Genomic DNA, 18,492 nt, shown 5'->3' on the forward strand with positions numbered 1-18,492 from the left:
GTACGGACATATTTACAAAAAATTTACACTTTTATAAATTGGAATTTGTTACAATAAATGTAACTAAATTATATTGAAAAAGTTTCAAGGGGAAGTGTGAGGGAAATGGAATTAATAAAGGGAAATGCTATGAATTTAAATGATACTGCTTACTATAATAACCGTGAATTAAGCTGGCTTGCTTTTAATGAACGTGTATTGCAAGAAGCGCAAGATGAAAGTAATCCACTTTTAGAAAGATTAAAGTTTATTAGTATTTTTAGTTCAAATTTGGATGAATTTTTTATGGTACGTGTTGCGGGATTAAAGGATCAAGTAAAGGCGGGATTCAATCAACCGGAAAATAAGGCTGGATTAACACCAAAACAGCAGCTGAATAAAATTGCCATGAAAGCTCATGAATTAATGAAAGTTCAGTATAATACATTTAAAAATACGGTGTTGCCGGCGCTTGAAGTAGAAGGTGTTGAGCCGCTAACATTTCAAGATTTAACGAAAGAACAGCGTGAATTTATTGAAGAGTATTTTGATGAACAAATTTTCCCGGTGTTAACACCTGTCGCAATAGATGCATATCGTCCATTCCCTATGTTGTTAAATAAAAGTTTAAATTTAGCTACTATTCTGTATGATGAAAAGCAAGAAGAGGAAGAGAATCGAACGAAGCTTGGAATCGTTCAAGTGCCATCTTTGCTCGAACGTTTTATTTTTTTACCAAGCGAAGATCAAAAACATAAATTTATATTATTAGAAGATGTAATTAGTAGCTTTACTCATAAGTTGTTTACAGGATATAAAGTATCCTCTGTTACTCGTTTTCGTATTACACGTAATGCGGATTTAACAATTCATGAAGAGGGTGCAAGGGATTTATTAAAAGTAATTGAAAAAGAGTTAAAAAAACGTAAATGGGGAGCGGCTGTTCGTTTAGAAATTGGCAAAGAGCATTTGGATGAAAGAGTGTTAGCTTTACTGTATGAAGTGCTAGAATTGAAAGATGAAGATGTATATATAATGGATGGGCCATTAGACCTAACATGTTTATTTTCCCTATATAAAAAATTAGCACCTTTATATGAACATCTGGTTTACCCCGCTCTTATACCGCAGCCACCTCAAGATTTGGATGATGAAGAAGATGTATTTGAAAAAGCAATAGAGCATGATATTTTACTACATCATCCATTTGAATCTTTTCAGCCAGTTATTGACTTTGTACGTGATGCGGCTGATGATCCGAATGTGCTAGCAATAAAGCAAACGTTATATCGTGTAAGTGGAGGATCTCCAATTATTCAGGCGTTAAAGATTGCAGCTGAAAAGGGGAAACAAGTAACGGTGCTTGTTGAATTGAAAGCCCGTTTTGATGAAGAAAATAATGTCCATTGGGCAAAGGAACTTGAACAAGCTGGTTGCCACGTTATTTATGGTGTAAGTCATTTGAAAACGCATAGTAAAATTACGCTTGTTGTACGAAGAAAACACGGGAAGATTGAAAGATTTGTCCATTTAGGAACGGGAAATTATAATGATGCTACGGCAAAGTTATATACAGATTTTGGATATATTACATCTCGGAAAGACTTTGGGGTAGATGCGACCAATTTCTTTAATTACTTAAGTGGTTATACAACAAAGCCACATTTCCATCACCTATCAGTAGCACCGTTCGATATACGTCATCAATTTATGGAATTGATCGATGAAGAGATTCGCTATCATAAGCAATATGGAAACGGACGTATTATTGCAAAGATGAACTCGTTAACAGATAAACCTTTAATTCAAAAACTATATGAAGCATCGCAAGCTGGAGTGAAAGTAGAACTTGTTGTTAGAGGAACGTGCTGCTTGCGGCCTGGTATTAAAAACGTGAGTGAGAATATTCGGGTGATTAGTCTTGTTGGACGTTATTTAGAACATAGTCGTATTTATTATTTTCATCATAATGGGGATGAAAAAATCTACTTATCTTCAGCAGATTGGATGACAAGGAACATGGAAAAACGGGTAGAAATATCATTTCCGATTGTAGGATTTGAAATGAAAGCAAGAATCAAAGCAATTTTGCAGCTTATTTTAGCGGATAACGTAAAAACACGTGAACAAAATAAAGATGGTGAATACTATTATATAATAAATAATGGTTCCCAAGAGATTGATAGCCAAGTGAAATTATTTAAGATGGCTTATCAAAATACTGATGCAGAGTAATGTGTAAATTGGAAAACGATATAAAACCATCCTTTGTGAGGTGGAGAGAATCTAACCGTGCATAGAAGTGGTCAGATCCTTTTCTCCCCATGTTAAGTGAAAATAAAGGGAAAGTATGAGTGGAGGCCATGTTTTATTTTCCTAGCAGTGACTGGTATATCAACGAATTAAAATGAATTTACATATATTAAATAGTTAAGTGTAATAACTTGTGAATGCAAGATTATGAGAATACGGCGAAAAAAGCCTCTTGTAAGTTAAGGGGCTTTTTTCATAGTTTTTGTTTATATTAATAATAATATGGTTGGCACGGACTTCCATAACAAGGAAATGGCGGTGGATATGGAGGATAGTAAGGTGGTCTAGGGCCGAATGCTAATGCTCCGCCAATTAAGCCGCCAGCAAGTCCTGCTAAGAATGGGACACCGAAGAATGGTAAGATGCGTGAGTCACTTACTGGGCCAATAGGTCCTGAACGAACTAGATAGGGATGAGGGTATGGGTACATGAAAAAACCTCCTTTATTGGACTCATTGTTATCATATGGTGAAATAGCATGGATGAGCGAGTACAAGAAAGGATATATAAGAAAATAGGCAATTATAGGTTATAAGTGCTGAAGAGTGAATACTGTAATTTCAGGCTTGGATAAAAAACGAAATGGAACACGTGTCCTTCCAAGACCGCGATTTACATAAAGAAGTAATTCTTGAATATGATAAAATCCTTCAATGTAATGCTTTGCTAGTGCTGGGGTAACGATCGCTCCTAAAAAGGGAAGTTGTACCTGTCCCCCATGACTATGCCCAGAAAGTTGGAGATTTACTGGGAATTCTGCAATTTTAGGGGCTATATCAGGTTCATGTACGAGCACAATTGTATATAGCTCTTTCTGCACATTGTGTAATGTTACATCGATTTCTGGCTTACCAAGAAGCATGTCATCGATTCCGAAAATAGAAATTTCACTATTATCTAATAAACGAATACGTTTTTCGGTATTTTGTAATACTTCAAAACCTGCGTCACTCATAATTTCACTATAGTATTCGGTTCCATATCCCCCATGATCATGGTTTCCGTAGATTGCAAATTTACCAAAGGGCGCACGAATGTTTCGTAAAATTGAAGAAACAAAAGGAGTTTCGCTATATGTTTGGTAGTCATCGATTAAATCACCAGTAAAAAGTACAATGTCGGGCGTAGTTTCATTTATTTTAGAAACAATTGTAGAAAGATGTTGGAGAGAAAAATAGTACCCCAAATGTAAATCACTAAATTGGACGATTTTCATACCATGAAAGTTTTTTGGAATGAGTGAAGAACGAAGTGTATGATGTGTTAAAGAGAGAAAGTTCGGCTCTATATACTTTGCATAGTAATAACCAAGACCACCTGTAACACAAGTATAGAGAAAAGTGCGTATTCCTGTTTTTATAAAGTTTCTTCTCGTAATTTGTTTCATAGGAATATGAGCGAACCTATAGTATACAAAAGGAAGTTTATAAGGTATACAGGCAATTCATTATAGGTCACTTGGATCTCCTTTCTGTTTATTTCTTGTTTCAAAAGTGTATTTTTGGATATTGAAGAGCCATATATAAATACAAATTGAAAAGCCGACCAAAGGCTACTTTTTAGGTGGGAGAGAGCATCTGGCCATGTATAGAAGTGTTCGAATCCTTTTCATGCCCATATCAAGTGAAAAAAGAGAGAAAACAAGTGTGGGTCACTTTTTCCTCTTCATAGCAGAGAATTATATGTCGAAAAGTCAAAATGGATTTATATAGATTATAAGAAATATTACAGAGAAAGTGATTTTCTTATCTAAAGATATCAGAAAAGTTTAAAAATATAAAGATTTCTATGAAATAAAGTGGTAAAATGAATGTGTATTCATTTTTTGGGAGGGGATATTTTGAAAGAAAAAGTAGCGATCATAACAGGTGGTTCAAGTGGAATGGGAAAAGGAATGGCAGCTCGTTTTGCTAAGGAAGGAGCACGGGTTGTTATTACAGGGCGTACACAAGAAAAGCTTGAAGAAGCAAAAAAAGAGATTGAGCAATTTGCAGGACAAGTATTGACAGTACAAATGGACGTTCGAAATATAGAAGATATAAAGCGTATGATTGAATATGTTGATGAAAAATTTGGACGTATTGATATTTTAGTAAATAATGCAGCAGGTAATTTTCTTTGTCATGCAGAAGATTTATCGATAAATGGCTGGAATGCGGTTATTAATATTGTGTTGAATGGGACCTTTTATTGCAGTCAAGCAGTAGGAAAGTATTGGATTGAAAAGGGGATAAAAGGAAATATAATTAATATGGTAGCGACGTATGCTTGGGATGCAGGACCGGGTGTTATTCATTCTGCTGCAGCGAAAGCAGGTGTGTTGGCAATGACAAAAACGCTCGCTGTCGAGTGGGGGCGTAAATATGGTATTCGTGTCAATGCAATTGCTCCTGGACCAATCGAACGAACAGGTGGCGCGGATAAATTATGGATTTCAGAAGAGGCAGCCAAACGTACACTGCGAAGCGTCCCACTTGGTCGACTTGGTACGCCAGAAGAAATTGCAGGTTTAGCTTTTTATTTATGCTCTGATGAAGCAGCATACATAAATGGAACGTGTATGACAATGGATGGTGGACAGCATTTGCACCAATATCCGTTTTAAAGGGATTATATAAGAGTGAAACTTGGGGATTATTTCCCATTCATGTGAGGTAAAATGTGACGGATTTGTGACATATGGTAGAAAAGTGTTTACAATAGGTTTTTTATAAGGTATATTTAAGACCTCTTTTTTCTTCATAGTAGAATTGCTAATTCCCCTTAGCATTTTACCCCTCTAATCCCTTCAGGAAAACTGAAGGGATTTTTTATTATTTTTCTATACATACCGTGTTATAATTTTGAAAAGTAAAGGGAGGGAAACATTTTGGTAGATGCATTAGATGTGATGAGTAATTTGGATAAAGTCCTTCCTTATTATCAAGCTATTTTTAGTGCTGATGAACATACAGTAATTGGATATGAAGTAGTAGGACGTATCCAAACGGAAGATGGGATACAAAGTCTTGCTTCTTTTTTTCGCGATGATTCCATTCCGGGAGAATTCCAATTAGAGGCAGATAATGTCATAGTAGAAAAAGCATTAGAGCGCTACTTAGAAACAAATCAAGATTTTTTATTGTTTATACATCGGGGTGCAAACATATTAATGAATGATGAAGAAGAAAGTTTACTTCATTTACTGTTAATGTATGAAAAAAAAGGATTGAACTTAGGCCATATCGTTTTAGAAATAACAGAGCACGAGTGTAAGGCAGATATAGAACAATTTAATCATTTACTTATGTATTACCGTACATATGGAATTCAAATTTCAATTAATAAAGTCGGAACAGGAACGAGTAATCTAGAACGAATTAGTGTACTAGCACCTGACATTTTAAAGGTAGATTTAACGAACTTAAGACAAACTGCACTTTTACAATCTTATCAAGATATTTTATATTCTTTGTCACTACTCGCAAGAAGAATTGGTGCGACATTATTATATGAAGAAATTGACGCGTTTTACCAGTTACAATATGCTTGGAAAAATGGCGGAAGATATTATCAAGGCAATTATTTAAAAAAGTGTTTTCCAGATTTTATTGAAGCAGATATTTTAAAAGAACGTCTCGGTAATGAATGTCATCAATTTATTCAACATGAAAAGAAAAAACTACAAAAAATTTATCAATTAACAGAAACATTACGTGATCAAGTTGGGAATGTTTTATCTAAGCAGAAAAAGAATGAAGACGTTAATGATTGGTTATTACATTTTAGTCAACATGTATCGCATTATAGTTTTCGAATCTTTATTTGTAATGAAGATGGTTTTCAGCAATCGGGAAACATTATGAAAAAAGATGGTGAATGGATTGTGATGCCAGAGTATTATATGAAAAATTGGAGCTGGCGCCCGTACTTTTTAGAAAATATAATGAAAATGAGATTTGAAAATAAAGCAAGACTCTCGGATTTATATGCAGATATAGAAACAGGGGAGATGGTGCGAACATTTTCATTTCCAATTGATGATGAGAATTTTTTATTTATTGATTTGTCCTATGAATTTCTATACGAGGAGGATGTTTTATTTTAATGCACGAAGCAATTCGTGCATTTTTTGTTTGGTTTTATCATAAATTGGTAATAGTGAAAATGATGGTGAAAATGCTGTCTATCATTGTAAAGATTTTACGAACGAAACCATCCCTTTCTTTGCATAATCATTGTTACAATGAATAATACAAAGACAAGCTCTGTTAAAGGAAGGTGAAAGAATGAAAAAATATGGAATTTGGTTTGTTCTCTTTCTATGTATGGCCTTTCTGGTTGGGTACAGTGTTACAACAGTTCTTGGTAAAGAAGAGATAAAAGTGGATCGAAAAGAAGTATTTACAACGATTCAAAAGGGATACGAGGCACAATTTTCAATTCGTGGGAAGCACTTGCCGATGAATAAAATGGTTGATGCGTTATCACTGTACTTTACAGATAATTTTCTTCAAGTTTTTACAGATGAAAATAGTAGGAATGATAAACAAAGTGGTGAATATTTACTTCCTACGAAAGAAGCACCTTTTTCATTTAATTCGGCAACTAAAATGTTGTATGATGAAGAACATCACCTTTTGTATGTATATGAACGGTCAAAAAATGATCAATATCAAATAGTAACATTACAACAGGATAAAGGAAAATGGAAATTAGCGGGGTATCATGAGAGTCAGGAACTTTTAACAGAAATGAAAAAGTTAGAAGAGTTAAAAGAATAGGAATAGGTGCATAGTCACCTATTCCTATTCTATATTTAGTAACTGTTGTAGCTTTTCAATTTGAAAACCTGCAACAACTTCACCGTCAATGACAACTGTTGGAGTTGAATATGAATCATAGTCATATAAAAGACGATTGCGAGCTGCAGTATCTTTTTTTACATCGAATTCTTCATACGTTACGTTATTATGTTTTAAAAATTCTTTTACAATGGCACAGGGTGGACAATCTGGTTGTGTATAAACCTCTACTTTTTTCATTATAAACCCTCCTCTTTTTCTGCTCTTTATTATATTCTGCAGCTACAAAAACCGCAACAAAGGAAGAAAAAGATTTTCTTTCTGTTTTTTACTTCTTTTTTCGACAAATTTTAGTTGAGTTTCTCGCCAAGAAGCTTTATCCTAGAGTGTGGAACATTTTTTCTGTTATGACGGATAGAATGAGTATAGCTGTAAAACCTATTGGTAGGAAGATTAGAGAAAGGGGAGATTTCATGTCTCTACTCCAAGGAATTTTAACTCGACTTGTTAGTCTACAAGAACAAGCTGAAAGCGGTGAAGTAGCACAACGCTATTTTGAAGTGAACGGTGAACGCAAATGTAGCGTGAAATTTTTCGATAAAAGTGAAATGTATGAGTTAGAAGTGTATCAACAAGGCGAAAAGCCACAAGTATATCAATTCGATAACATTGATATGGTTGCAATTGAAATTTACGACATTATTTCTTGATACATACAAAAAAGGTACCGTTTCTCACGGTACCTTTTTTGGTGATTTTAATAAAAGATTTTATTTTTTATTACTAGATAGTAAAAGGATAAAGAATTGAAAAAGATATGTGGAGATAATGAACTGTAAAATCTTGATGGAAGCTTCACGTTATCCCGCCTTAATGGACAGTAAGCCCCCCACTGATTAAAGTTTCACTTTATATGTATAAGATTTTTTGGTTGTTCCTACACTGGTATTAAAAGTTTGAAAGGAATGTGAAATATGGAGCGACTACCAATTGTTATTTGTCCCAAATGCCATATGTCATTTGAAATGGATCATGTACTAACAGCGCAATCTAATCAGAATGTAATTTATATCTGTCCAGCATGTAAGTATTCTGTTCGAAATATAGAAACGAGTAAAGGATAATAAGTCATATTTTACTCTTTTGTCCCATACAATGAGAATGCAAAAAGTCTGTCTAATTGAAGGGACGTGACTAAGTGAACGGTGAATATCTATTTTATAACGTGTCAGAGAGGCATATGGATTTTGAAACAGTATTCTTACGTATTTGTAATTTTATTGAAAGGGATCCACGCAATTTGTATCGTCTATCTATTGGGACAGATTCACAAGCACATCAAAAAGATACCCGTTTTATTACGGCAGTGCACATTCATCGTGTTGGGAAAGGAGCATGGGGATGCTTAAGGTATAAAGCGGTACGTAAAAAACCAACTACTTTACGTGAAAAAATATATTTAGAAACACAGTTTAGTCAAGAAGTCGCTTATTTGTTTACGCCAGAACATATAAGACGTATATGGGAGTTGTTACATCCATATGCTCATGAAGGAGCGGGGTTTGTAATGGAAATTCACTTAGATATAGGAAATGATGGACTAACAAAAGAATTTATTTCTGATATGACAACGAAGGTGAAGGCGATGGGGCTAACTGCAAAAATTAAACCTGATGCCTATGCTGCATTTAGTTATGCAAATCGCTACACAAAATAAAAAAACTGAATTTTTCATCTATTAAACTAAGCGAATATTTTATATAATAAATACTAAGGAAAAAGGTATAAGGAGAGGAGTATATGCAGAAGAGTTTTACTTTAACAAAAGAGGAAAAAAGTTTGTTGTTAGATGTTTTGTTTCGACAAAACTATGCTAGTGAAATTCTCGCTGTTGAGCTTACAGATATTGAAAGTGGTTTAAAAGAGACTGATATTTCCCAATATAGAAGAATTACAAGGCTATTTAATCGATTGAAAAATGAAGGATACTAAGCGCTACCAGAAAGGTAGTCTTTTTTTTGTGTTCTATGGTAGAATGAACTGTGTATCATTATTTTTGTTGGAATAAAATTAGGACAAAATAATAATATGAAAACGCTATCATAAGATATGAATAGAAATGGGAAATAAAGTGAAACTTTTAGCCGTGGATATGATTAACTGTGAACAGTAAGGTTCTTATGAATTGTCTATTGGAGATCATGTTAGCAGGAAAAAGGAAGAAAAAGTGGGGGATATAATATGATTAGTATTCCGAAAGATGAGTTTCAACAAGTTCTTGTTAAGGATTTAATGATTTCATCAGAAAAAGTTGCACATGTTCAAATTGGAAATAGCTTAGAACATGCTTTGCTTGTTCTTGTAAAGTCTGGATATTCAGCAATTCCTGTTTTAGATCCTATGTATAAATTGCATGGATTAATAAGTACTGCTATGATTTTGGATGGGATTTTAGGGTTAGAACGTATTGAATTTGAAAAACTTGAAGATATGAAAGTTGAGAATGTAATGAAAAAGGACATTCCGAATCTTAGACTTGAAGATTCATTTGCTAAAGCGTTAGAAATGACAATTGATCATCCATTTATTTGTGCTGTAAACAATGATGGGTACTTCGAAGGGATTTTAACAAGGCGTGCTATTTTGAAATTGCTGAACAAAAAAGTAAGACAATATAATCGATAAAGAAGGGTAAGCGACTTCGAATAAAAGAGAAGTCGCTTTTTTATCATGCATCTCTTTTACGTATTTATATAAAGGCATTTTGATTTTTCGACGTATAAGTCACTGTTACGAGGAACGATAGATGATTGCTACTTGTTTTTTCTCTTTGTTTTAATTTGGCTGGGGTAGGAAAAGAATCTGGCTGCTTCGGTGCATGGCTGGATGCTCTTATTAGGTTTTATGTCGTTTTTTCAATTTGTACTTATATGTAGAGTGGCTAGTTTAAATAGGTATAAAAGGTTAGGGGAAATCATAATTCACCTAAGCTTCTTGGAAATAATAATTAAATATTGCATGTTAGAGAATGGTGCAACGTATATATTGAGGTTAGATGGTTACATGTAAGATAAGGAAAGAGGGAGAAAGTTGCAAATTGATGATTTTCAAATGATGGTTGTTTTAGCCCAGGAATCCAATATGAGAAAAGCTGCGGAGCGCTTATTCGTTTCACAGCCTGCACTCAGTCAACGATTACAATCAATGGAGAAACAGTGGGGAATGAAATTTTTTATCCGTTCTCAAAAAGGATTGACAATTACACCAGAAGGAGAAAAAGTGGCCAATTATGCGAAAGATATGTTGCAGAGAGAAGAGGCCATTAAAAGTGAATTAGCAATCTATCATACGGAAACATACGGAACATTAAAGATAGCGGTTGCCTCTGTGATTGGACAATACTGGTTACCACCTGTTTTAAAGAAATTTGTACAAAAATACCCATCTGTTAAAATCTCTCTTTTTACAGGGTGGAGTAGTGAAGTACAAAAGCAATTTTATGAAGGCGATGTCCATGTAGCTATATTACGAGGGAAACAAGAATATAAAGGGCATAAAGAGCAACTATTTGAGGATGAGCTGTATTTAGTTGATACAGAAATTAAAGATATTTCTATGTTGAAAGATACAAACAGACCGTTTATACAATTTAAAAGCGATTCGACATACTATGGACAAATACAGAATTGGTGGTACGGTTTATTTTCTAATCCTCCTAAACGAACGATTGTAGTTGATCAAATTGAAACATGTAAGCAGCTCGTTTTAAATGGAATTGGTTATGCGTTGTTGCCCTCCACTGTTTTAAAAGAAGTAAGAGAAAAGACATATAAAACACCGGTTCAGTTGAATCGAGAAACGTGGTTATTGACAAGTGATTCTGCAAGGCAACTTAAACAAGTACAAGCGTTTTTAGATATTATAGAAGAAATTCAAGCGGAAAAATAAGATTATTGTCTTGCTAGTAGCTCTTTCGTTTGGTAGAGTAACATTATAAATGGATTTAGGAGGCAACAAGCATGAAAATGATGGATGCAAACGAAATTATTTCGTTTATTCAAAAAAGTGAGAAGAAAACTCCTGTAAAGGTATACATAAAAGGGGATTTAAAAGAAGTAACATTCCCTGAAACAGTACAAGCGTTTGTAAATAAAAAAGCTGGTGTTTTATTTGGAGAATGGTCTGAAATCAAGACAGTTCTTGAAGAAAATAAAAAGCACGTTGTAGATTATGTTGTCGAAAACGATCGTCGTAACTCAGCAATTCCAATGCTTGACTTAAAAGGTATTAAAGCTCGTATTGAACCAGGTGCGATTATTCGTGACCATGTTGAAATCGGTGATAATGCAGTTATTATGATGAATGCAACGATTAATATCGGTGCAGTAATCGGTGAAGGCTCAATGATCGATATGAATGCAGTGCTTGGCGGACGTGCTACAGTAGGTAAAAACTGTCACGTTGGTGCTGGTGCGGTACTTGCAGGTGTTATCGAGCCACCTTCTGCAAAACCAGTTATCGTTGAAGACGACGTTGTAATTGGTGCAAATGTAGTTGTTCTAGAAGGTGTAACAGTTGGTAAAGGTGCAGTTGTTGCAGCGGGTGCGGTTGTGACGGAAGATGTACCACCATATACAGTAGTTGCAGGAACACCAGCGCGTGTTATTAAAGAAATTGATGAGAAGACAAAGGCAAAAACAGAAATTAAACAAGAACTTCGTCAATTAAACCCAGAAAAATAAAAACAAAAAGCGTAAGGGACTATTCATGCCCTTACGCTTTTTATAAATGGTGGTGCGGACATGACAGTCAGTAAATTTGTACAAATTCGTAGGGATTTACATAAAATTCCGGAATTAGGATTTAAGGAATGGAAAACACAAAAATATATTTTAGAGTATATTCATACTCTTCCTAAGGAATATATTGAAGTTAAAACATGGAAAACAGGCGTAATCGTTAAAGTGAATGGCAAAAAACCGGAGAAAATGATTGGTTATCGTGCAGATATTGATGGTTTACCGATTACTGAGGAGACTGGTTATGAATTCGCTTCTACTCATGAAGGGATGATGCACGCATGTGGTCATGATTTGCATACTACTATCGGTTTAGGACTTTTAACAGCTACTATAAATGAAAGAATAGATGATGACATTGTCTTTCTATTCCAACCAGCTGAAGAAGGCCCAGGAGGAGCTCTTCCTATGTTAGAAAGTGAAGAGTTGAAGGAATGGAAGCCTGATATGATTTTAGGTCTTCATATCGCACCTGAGTATCCAGTAGGAACAATTGCGACAAAAGAGGGATTGTTATTTGCAAATACATCAGAATTATATATTGATTTAAAAGGAAAAGGCGGACATGCGGCATATCCACATACAGCGAATGATATGATTGTTGCAGCGAGTCATCTTGTTACACAGCTTCAATCTGTAATTAGCCGCAATGTGAATCCGCTTGATAGCGCTGTTATTACAATTGGTAAAATTACAGGTGGTACAGTTCAAAACATCATTGCTGAAAAATCTCGCTTAGAAGGGACGATTCGAACATTATCTGTCGAGTCAATGAAACGAGTGAAAAGTCGAATTGAAGCAATTGTGGCGGGAATTGAAGCAGCGTTTCAATGTGAAGCTGTTATTGATTACGGAGCCATGTATCATCAAGTGTATAATCATGGTGCGTTAACGCGAGAATTTATGACATTTACATCTGAACAAACAAATATGAATGTTGTTACATGTACAGAAGCGATGACAGGAGAAGATTTTGGTTATATGCTTCGTGATATTCCAGGGTTTATGTTCTGGCTTGGAGTAGACTCAGAATATGGTTTACATCATGCAAAACTACAACCGAAGGAAGAAGTGATTGAACAGACCATTTCATTTTTAAATCAATATGTAAAGTGGAAAGGGAACAGGTCTTAAACCTGTTCTTTTTAATTGAGAAATTATAAGATATAATGCATTTTTTTTGTAATTCTAACACAATACTTTATAATGGTAGGTGGAGGGAAAAGTTGATAGTAAGTTGTTTTGTAATGATTACCAATTGAAATTGACTGAAAACTGATTCCTCTTATATACTACAAGAGTGGACATATATGATAAAAATTTATGGAGGTTGATACATATGGCAGAACGTATGGTAGCAAAACAAGCGCCACGCTTTGAAATGGACGCTGTTATGCCAAACAAAGAATTTGGTAAAGTAAGTCTTGAAGAAGTTATGAAACAGGACAAATGGACAGTGCTTTTCTTCTATCCAATGGATTTCACTTTCGTATGTCCAACAGAAATCATCGCACTTTCTGATCGTTATGATGAGTTTGAAGATTTAGATGCAGAAGTAATCGGTGTATCTACTGATACAATCCACACTCATTTAGCTTGGATTAACACTGATCGTACGAAAAATGGTTTAGGAGAATTAAATTATCCGTTAGCAGCAGATACGAACCATGTAGTATCTCGTGACTACGGTGTATTACTTGAAGAAGAAGGTATTGCACTTCGTGGTTTATTCATTATTAGTCCAGAAGGCGAATTAATGTACCAAGTTGTACATCATAACAACATCGGACGTGAAGTTGATGAAGTAATTCGTGTTCTTCAAGCTCTTCAAACTGGTGGACTTTGCCCAGCAAACTGGAAACCAGGTCAAGCAACTTTAAACGTTTAATTTTATTGTAAACTATAGAAGGTCTAACAATATTTTGTTAGGCCTTTCTCTACATGTATTAGGAGGAAAAATAATGAAATTACGCGAATCAATGCCTTCTTTAGATGGTGCAACAAAAGTATTAAATGGAGAAGTTGTACGTGAATCACTAATTGGTGAAAAACCCACACTTATTCATTTCTGGTCAGTTAGTTGTCACTTATGTAAAGAAGCAATGCCAAATATTAATAACTTTCGTGATGAGTATAAAGAGCAATTAAATGTTGTTTCCGTTCATATGCCACGTTCAGAAGAAGACTTAAACCTTGAGCAAGTGGAAGCAGTTGCAAAAGAACATGGAATTTCCCAACCTATTTTAGTGGACAATCAACATAAGATTACAGATTCATTTGAAAATCAATATGTGCCAGCGTATTATGTGTTTGATAAAAATGGTGTACTTCGTCATTTCCAAGCGGGTGGAAGCGGGATGCAAATGCTAACGAAACGAGTAAATCGTGTGTTAGATGAAGCGCAAAAAGAAGCTGAATAAAAGGTGGATTTTCTATTTACATGCTAGACGGCTTGGAAGTAGAAATTTCTTTTGATATGTGCAAAAAACCTCCTTTTCATTAGGGGGTTTTTGGTTTTATAAATAGTAGGTTAAATGAGAGATATACATCTAGGGTATGGATTTAATAATAAAAATTTGACTCAAAGCAATGGAACTGTATGTTTTAGTTTACTTTTCATGTGAAAAATGTGTAAAATCAATGTGATACATAGATAAAAGGGTGGGGGATTAGGTGCAGATTGGCAGCGCAATCTTATGTTTCTTTTTGTATGCATATGTTATTATTGCAGCGGTTTATTTCGGCATAAGTTTTTATGCATATCGTTTAAAGAATAAATGCGAATATGAAGAAACATATAAATGGGTGAAAGGTTATTTATCACCTGTATTAGAGATTATGAATGGATTTGTTCTTTTTTTATTTATTGGTTTAATTGCTTTTTCAACAAGCATAGTTGGAAATAAGACAACCTTATTTGTAATTGGTGTCATTATTTTTATGCTTTTAGGCATTCGAATAGGAAATGCTGTGTTTTGGAATGAAAGGAAAATTGATGGATGGACAGGTATGTTGATTCCAGGTATGTTAGCAGCTATTGTTACGAATATCGAACATGAATACAATCAATTACATTTTTGGTTAATTATCGTATTAACAATTTTTTCTGTCCTGTATATAAGTGCGGCATTTTTAACATATTGCGCAAATAAAAAAGGTGATTCTAATGGAATTCGATTTTTTCGAAGTCGAGCGTTATTTTGGAGCGTCCCTACAATGCTTGTCATTGGAATCATTGCACTTGTTGTAAATGGGTATAACTTTGCAGGATGGCAAGTTTTTTTAGAAACATGGTGGATTTTTATCATCTCGTTTTGTGCATTTTTAGGAGCAACTCATTATTTATTTCATCAACAACATTATAACTGGGCGCTCTTATTTGCTTTTATACAACTCTTATTTGCCTTTTTTGGTCAAGAAACATTATTATTTGTGTTTCAAACGTTTAGTTCGTTTGGAAACATTTTTGTTTTTGGTATGCTCGTTTGTATTATTGCGTTTTATTTACAACAGTATTTCTATATAGAGAAGCAAAAATAAGTGCAATTCGCTAAGCTTTGTGGTGAATATAAAATATGCTACAATGGAAAGAGATAGGACTTGATGTTATTGGAGGAATTCATGTGAGTGGGAAAGAGAAAGAATTTGCTGTCATCGGACTTGGACGTTTTGGAGGCAGTATTTGTCGTGAATTAGCCCAATTAGGTATGGAAGTAATGGCTATTGACTTAGATGAAGATAAAATTAATGAATTTGCCAATATTGCTTCGCATGCAGTGATTGCAGATTCAACAGATGAGATGGTGTTAAAAAGCCTAGGTATTCGTAATTTTGATCATGTTGTTGTTGCAATCGGAGATAATTTAAATGCAAGTATTTTAACTACGCTTATTTTAAAAGAGCTAGGTGTGAAAAATATTACGGTAAAAGCTCAAAATGATTATCATGAAAAAGTGTTATCTAAAATAGGGGCAGACCATATTGTCCATCCTGAACGTGATATGGGAAAACGAATTGCGAATAATATTGCTTCAAGTAACGTATTAGATTACTTAGAGCTTTCTGATGAGCATAGTATTGTAGAGATTATTGCTAATAAAAAGATTGATGGTCACTCGTTAATTGAATTGGATATTCGAGCGAAGTTTGGATTAAACATTGTTGCAATTAAGCGAGGGAAGGAAGTTATTGTTTCCCCGCGAGCTACAGAAAATATTCAATCGGGAGATATTTTAATTGTAATTGGTCATGATGATGAAGTAAATCGCTTTAAGCACTTCTTAAGATAAGATAGAAAGTAAAATAAAAAAGACAATGCTCGTAAGCATTGTCTTTTTTTATATTTCCATAATGATAGGTAAAATCATTGGACGACGTTTTGTTTTTTCGTATAAGAATGGTGCTAATGTGTCTGTAATCTCATTTTTAATTTCAGACCATTGTGTTGTTTTTCGCTCCATTACTTTTTCAAGGTGCGTTGTAATCAGTGTTTGAGCATCATTGATTAAATCGCTACTTTCGCGCATATAAACGAATCCGCGAGAGATAATATCAGGTCCGGCAGCAACTTTAAATTCTTTCATATCAATGCTGACAACTACGATAACAAGTCCTTCTTCAGAAAGAATACGACGGTCGCGCAGTACAATGTTACCAATATCACCAATACCGTTTCCATCGATATAAACAGAGCCAGATGGGATTTTTCCAGCAACACTTGCTTCGTCTGAACGTAATGCAAGAACATCACCATTGTCCATGATGAAGCAATTCTCTTCTGGAATACCACAATCGTTTGCTAATTTCATGTGCATACGTTGCATGCGGAATTCACCATGAATTGGCATAAAGTATTTAGGCTTAATAAGACGTAGCATTAACTTTTGTTCTTCTTGTCCACCATGTCCACTTGTGTGGATGTTTGAAAGCTTACCATGGATAACATCAGCGCCAGCGCGATATAACATATTAATTGTACGGCTTACGCTAACTGTATTTCCTGGAATTGGTGAAGAAGAGAAGACAACTGTATCACCAGGAATAATTTGAATTTGGCGGTGTGTCCCATTCGCGATACGAGAAAGTGCTGCCATTGGTTCACCTTGACTACCTGTACATAAAATAACGATTTTGTTAGCTGGTAGTCGATTGATTTGAGAGGCTTCAATAAATGTATCTTTTGGACAGCGAATATAACCGAGATCATGACCAATTTCAATTGCTGCTTCCATGCTTCGACCAAATACAGCCACTTTACGATTGTTTTCAACGGCAGCTTCAACAACTTGTTGCAAGCGATGAATATTTGACGCAAAGGTTGCAAAGATAATGCGACCTTCTACTTTGCGGAAAATATCTTGAATGCTATCGCCGACGCGGCGTTCAGACATTGTAAAGTTCGGGACTTCACTATTGGTACTATCAGATAAGAGACAAAGTACACCGTCTTTACCGATTTCCGCCATTTTCGTTAAGTCTGCTGGTTCGCCTACTGGTGTGAAATCAAATTTGAAATCTCCTGTATGAACAATTTGACCTTGCGGTGTTTTTACCACAGCACCGTATGAATCTGGAATACTGTGTGTTGTGCGGAAGAACGATACGGATGTCTTTTTGAATTTGATAACATCGTCTTCTTGAATTTCGTAAAGTTTTGCTTTTCGCAATAATCCGTGCTCTTCTAATTTGTTTTTAATTAGAGCGATTGCTAATTTCCCGCCGTAAATTGGGATATTCACTTGACGTAATAGGTAAGGGATACCACCAATATGATCTTCGTGACCATGAGTAATAAATAACCCCTTAATTTTATCTTCGTTTCGTACAAAATAAGTGTAATCAGGAATCACATAGTCGATTCCGAGAAGTTCGTCTTCTGGAAATTTAATTCCAGCATCAATTATAATAATTTCATCTTGAAATTGAACAGCGTATGTATTTTTGCCGATTTCACCGAGTCCGCCAAGAGCGAAAACGGCTACCTGATCATTTTTTAGGAATTTCATAAATTATACGAGCTCCGTTAATGTTAAATCAGCATTTTGTTTTTCGTATTCAAGATGAGCACCAGTAACAGATTGGACAAACTCAATATTATATGCGAACTTTTGCAATTTTGTACGAACGTCTTTTTCGGATTCCGCTTCTAAATATAAAACTTTTGTATTTTCACGCACTGGAACCTCAGTCATTTTTTCTTGATAGAATACTTTAAAAATCATTGGGAAAACCTCTCCTTGTCTATGTTTTGCATTATCTGTTACCTATTATAAAGCAAATAGTTATGATTTTCATGTTTTTTCGAATCAGAATGAAGAAAAAGCCCGAAATGGGCACAATTTAAGCCATTGTCTTTTTACGGACTAAATCGTTTAAATATTGTTTTAGCTTTTTCTTCAGCTTCTTCAGCATGATTACTCCTTCCTTTCCTTATTTTAAACATGCATACTTAATTCTTATTTAGTAGTAACTCTTCATCTCCACATACTAGAAAACCATAGAAGATAAATGAGGGAATCGCCGCCTTGATGTTCAGTGATCTTATTGGCTCATGCAGACGTAATCTTATATTCCGTTTTTTGCTCTCACAGGCAGTATGCCCCCGGTTATAAATATAG

General features: G+C 34.8%; 22 protein-coding genes. 17 read left to right on the forward strand and 5 right to left on the reverse strand.

All coding sequences use genetic code 11. From position 1 onward, the window contains the following. Positions 1-105: 105 nt before the first annotated feature. On the forward strand, positions 106-2,214 hold the full coding sequence (locus M014_RS0101735; protein ID WP_026590166.1) for an RNA degradosome polyphosphate kinase: 2,109 nt from the start codon (positions 106-108) through the stop codon (positions 2,212-2,214). 289 nt (positions 2,215-2,503) lie between these two features. Here M014_RS0101735 and M014_RS0101740 read toward each other — a convergent pair whose 3' ends face one another. Together M014_RS0101740 and M014_RS0101750 are read right to left on the reverse strand one after the other, a co-directional pair. Beyond that, positions 2,504-2,722, reverse strand: a complete 219-nt coding sequence (locus tag M014_RS0101740) for a hypothetical protein (RefSeq protein ID WP_026590167.1) — start codon at positions 2,720-2,722, stop codon at positions 2,504-2,506. A 99-nt stretch (positions 2,723-2,821) separates the two neighbouring features. Next, positions 2,822-3,679, reverse strand: a complete 858-nt coding sequence (locus M014_RS0101750; protein WP_026590168.1) for a metallophosphoesterase — start codon at positions 3,677-3,679, stop codon at positions 2,822-2,824. Positions 3,680-4,132: 453 nt separating this feature from the next. On the opposite strand from M014_RS0101750, the gene fadH reads away from it, so the two are divergent. From fadH to M014_RS0101770, 4 genes are all read left to right on the forward strand, one after another. Further along, complete coding sequence (fadH, locus tag M014_RS0101755) at positions 4,133-4,897, forward strand: 2,4-dienoyl-CoA reductase (protein WP_026590169.1); 765 nt, start codon at positions 4,133-4,135, stop codon at positions 4,895-4,897. A gap of 264 nt (positions 4,898-5,161) precedes the next feature. Further along, positions 5,162-6,379, forward strand: a complete 1,218-nt coding sequence (locus tag M014_RS0101760) for an EAL domain-containing protein (protein ID WP_026590170.1) — start codon at positions 5,162-5,164, stop codon at positions 6,377-6,379. Next, a complete protein-coding gene (locus M014_RS29500; protein ID WP_170833598.1) occupies positions 6,379-6,525 on the forward strand; it encodes a hypothetical protein in 147 nt (48 codons plus the stop codon). Before M014_RS0101760 ends, M014_RS29500 begins: the two co-directional genes overlap by 1 nt. A gap of 35 nt (positions 6,526-6,560) precedes the next feature. Beyond that, a complete protein-coding gene (locus M014_RS0101770) occupies positions 6,561-7,055 on the forward strand; it encodes a DUF3993 domain-containing protein (RefSeq protein WP_026590171.1) in 495 nt (164 codons plus the stop codon). 24 nt (positions 7,056-7,079) lie between these two features. Here M014_RS0101770 and M014_RS0101775 read toward each other — a convergent pair whose 3' ends face one another. Continuing rightward, positions 7,080-7,316, reverse strand: a complete 237-nt coding sequence (locus M014_RS0101775; protein ID WP_026590172.1) for a glutaredoxin family protein — start codon at positions 7,314-7,316, stop codon at positions 7,080-7,082. A 233-nt stretch (positions 7,317-7,549) separates the two neighbouring features. On the opposite strand from M014_RS0101775, the gene M014_RS0101780 reads away from it, so the two are divergent. From M014_RS0101780 to M014_RS0101830, 12 genes are all read left to right on the forward strand, one after another. Continuing rightward, positions 7,550-7,786: a YkuJ family protein gene (locus M014_RS0101780; RefSeq protein WP_000055151.1), complete on the forward strand. Its 237-nt coding sequence runs from the start codon at positions 7,550-7,552 to the stop codon at positions 7,784-7,786. Positions 7,787-8,050: 264 nt separating this feature from the next. After that, positions 8,051-8,200 carry a hypothetical protein gene (locus M014_RS29040; protein ID WP_090687304.1) on the forward strand — a complete coding sequence of 50 codons (150 nt, stop codon included), beginning with the start codon at positions 8,051-8,053 and terminating at the stop codon, positions 8,198-8,200. A 116-nt stretch (positions 8,201-8,316) separates the two neighbouring features. After that, a complete protein-coding gene (locus M014_RS0101785; protein ID WP_243765140.1) occupies positions 8,317-8,793 on the forward strand; it encodes a ribonuclease H-like YkuK family protein in 477 nt (158 codons plus the stop codon). An 83-nt stretch (positions 8,794-8,876) separates the two neighbouring features. Then, complete coding sequence (gene abbA / locus M014_RS0101790) at positions 8,877-9,068, forward strand: antirepressor AbbA (RefSeq protein ID WP_026590174.1); 192 nt, start codon at positions 8,877-8,879, stop codon at positions 9,066-9,068. Positions 9,069-9,317: 249 nt separating this feature from the next. Continuing rightward, positions 9,318-9,761, forward strand: a complete 444-nt coding sequence (cbpB, locus tag M014_RS0101795; protein WP_026590175.1) for a cyclic-di-AMP-binding protein CbpB — start codon at positions 9,318-9,320, stop codon at positions 9,759-9,761. Positions 9,762-10,166: 405 nt separating this feature from the next. Continuing rightward, positions 10,167-11,024, forward strand: coding sequence for a LysR family transcriptional regulator (locus M014_RS0101800; protein ID WP_026590176.1), 858 nt, complete (start codon positions 10,167-10,169; stop codon positions 11,022-11,024). Positions 11,025-11,095: 71 nt separating this feature from the next. Continuing rightward, the gene (gene dapD, locus M014_RS0101805; protein WP_026590177.1) at positions 11,096-11,818 is read left to right on the forward strand and encodes a 2,3,4,5-tetrahydropyridine-2,6-dicarboxylate N-acetyltransferase; all 723 of its coding nucleotides are present in this window, start codon (positions 11,096-11,098) and stop codon (positions 11,816-11,818) included. 60 nt (positions 11,819-11,878) lie between these two features. Continuing rightward, positions 11,879-13,009, forward strand: coding sequence for an N-acetyldiaminopimelate deacetylase (locus tag M014_RS0101810; RefSeq protein ID WP_026590178.1), 1,131 nt, complete (start codon positions 11,879-11,881; stop codon positions 13,007-13,009). Positions 13,010-13,214: 205 nt separating this feature from the next. Next, complete coding sequence (locus M014_RS0101815) at positions 13,215-13,763, forward strand: peroxiredoxin (RefSeq protein ID WP_026590179.1); 549 nt, start codon at positions 13,215-13,217, stop codon at positions 13,761-13,763. 73 nt (positions 13,764-13,836) lie between these two features. Then, positions 13,837-14,295, forward strand: coding sequence for a TlpA disulfide reductase family protein (locus tag M014_RS0101820; protein ID WP_026590180.1), 459 nt, complete (start codon positions 13,837-13,839; stop codon positions 14,293-14,295). A 253-nt stretch (positions 14,296-14,548) separates the two neighbouring features. Next, positions 14,549-15,415: a cytochrome c oxidase assembly protein gene (locus M014_RS0101825; RefSeq protein ID WP_026590181.1), complete on the forward strand. Its 867-nt coding sequence runs from the start codon at positions 14,549-14,551 to the stop codon at positions 15,413-15,415. A gap of 35 nt (positions 15,416-15,450) precedes the next feature. Next, complete coding sequence (locus tag M014_RS0101830; protein WP_051588525.1) at positions 15,451-16,164, forward strand: potassium channel family protein; 714 nt, start codon at positions 15,451-15,453, stop codon at positions 16,162-16,164. A 48-nt stretch (positions 16,165-16,212) separates the two neighbouring features. Here M014_RS0101830 and rnjA read toward each other — a convergent pair whose 3' ends face one another. Next, the gene (rnjA, locus tag M014_RS0101835) at positions 16,213-17,880 is read right to left on the reverse strand and encodes a ribonuclease J1 (RefSeq protein ID WP_026590183.1); all 1,668 of its coding nucleotides are present in this window, start codon (positions 17,878-17,880) and stop codon (positions 16,213-16,215) included. 3 nt (positions 17,881-17,883) lie between these two features. After that, positions 17,884-18,096 carry a DNA-dependent RNA polymerase subunit epsilon gene (locus tag M014_RS0101840; RefSeq protein ID WP_026590184.1) on the reverse strand — a complete coding sequence of 71 codons (213 nt, stop codon included), beginning with the start codon at positions 18,094-18,096 and terminating at the stop codon, positions 17,884-17,886. Positions 18,097-18,492: the final 396 nt, after the last annotated feature.

Source organism: Bacillus sp. UNC437CL72CviS29 (genome assembly GCF_000482345.1).
Taxonomy (GTDB): domain Bacteria; phylum Bacillota; class Bacilli; order Bacillales; family Bacillaceae_G; genus Bacillus_A; species Bacillus_A arachidis.

Bases quoted from the DNA above. Each gene is read 5' to 3' on its own strand.
- M014_RS0101735 (WP_026590166.1), top strand. From the start codon at position 106: ATGGAATTAATAAAGGGAAATGCTATGAATTTAAATGATACTGCTTAC.
- M014_RS0101740 (WP_026590167.1), bottom strand. From the start codon at position 2,722: ATGTACCCATACCCTCATCCCTATCTAGTTCGTTCAGGACCTATTGGC.
- M014_RS0101750 (WP_026590168.1), bottom strand. From the start codon at position 3,679: ATGAAACAAATTACGAGAAGAAACTTTATAAAAACAGGAATACGCACT.
- M014_RS29500 (WP_170833598.1), top strand. From the start codon at position 6,379: ATGCACGAAGCAATTCGTGCATTTTTTGTTTGGTTTTATCATAAATTG.
- M014_RS0101770 (WP_026590171.1), top strand. From the start codon at position 6,561: ATGAAAAAATATGGAATTTGGTTTGTTCTCTTTCTATGTATGGCCTTT.
- M014_RS0101775 (WP_026590172.1), bottom strand. From the start codon at position 7,316: ATGAAAAAAGTAGAGGTTTATACACAACCAGATTGTCCACCCTGTGCC.
- M014_RS0101780 (WP_000055151.1), top strand. From the start codon at position 7,550: ATGTCTCTACTCCAAGGAATTTTAACTCGACTTGTTAGTCTACAAGAA.
- M014_RS29040 (WP_090687304.1), top strand. From the start codon at position 8,051: ATGGAGCGACTACCAATTGTTATTTGTCCCAAATGCCATATGTCATTT.
- M014_RS0101785 (WP_243765140.1), top strand. From the start codon at position 8,317: ATGGATTTTGAAACAGTATTCTTACGTATTTGTAATTTTATTGAAAGG.
- abbA (WP_026590174.1), top strand. From the start codon at position 8,877: ATGCAGAAGAGTTTTACTTTAACAAAAGAGGAAAAAAGTTTGTTGTTA.
- cbpB (WP_026590175.1), top strand. From the start codon at position 9,318: ATGATTAGTATTCCGAAAGATGAGTTTCAACAAGTTCTTGTTAAGGAT.
- dapD (WP_026590177.1), top strand. From the start codon at position 11,096: ATGAAAATGATGGATGCAAACGAAATTATTTCGTTTATTCAAAAAAGT.
- M014_RS0101810 (WP_026590178.1), top strand. From the start codon at position 11,879: ATGACAGTCAGTAAATTTGTACAAATTCGTAGGGATTTACATAAAATT.
- M014_RS0101815 (WP_026590179.1), top strand. From the start codon at position 13,215: ATGGCAGAACGTATGGTAGCAAAACAAGCGCCACGCTTTGAAATGGAC.
- M014_RS0101820 (WP_026590180.1), top strand. From the start codon at position 13,837: ATGAAATTACGCGAATCAATGCCTTCTTTAGATGGTGCAACAAAAGTA.
- M014_RS0101830 (WP_051588525.1), top strand. From the start codon at position 15,451: ATGCTACAATGGAAAGAGATAGGACTTGATGTTATTGGAGGAATTCAT.
- rnjA (WP_026590183.1), bottom strand. From the start codon at position 17,880: ATGAAATTCCTAAAAAATGATCAGGTAGCCGTTTTCGCTCTTGGCGGA.
- M014_RS0101840 (WP_026590184.1), bottom strand. From the start codon at position 18,096: ATGATTTTTAAAGTATTCTATCAAGAAAAAATGACTGAGGTTCCAGTG.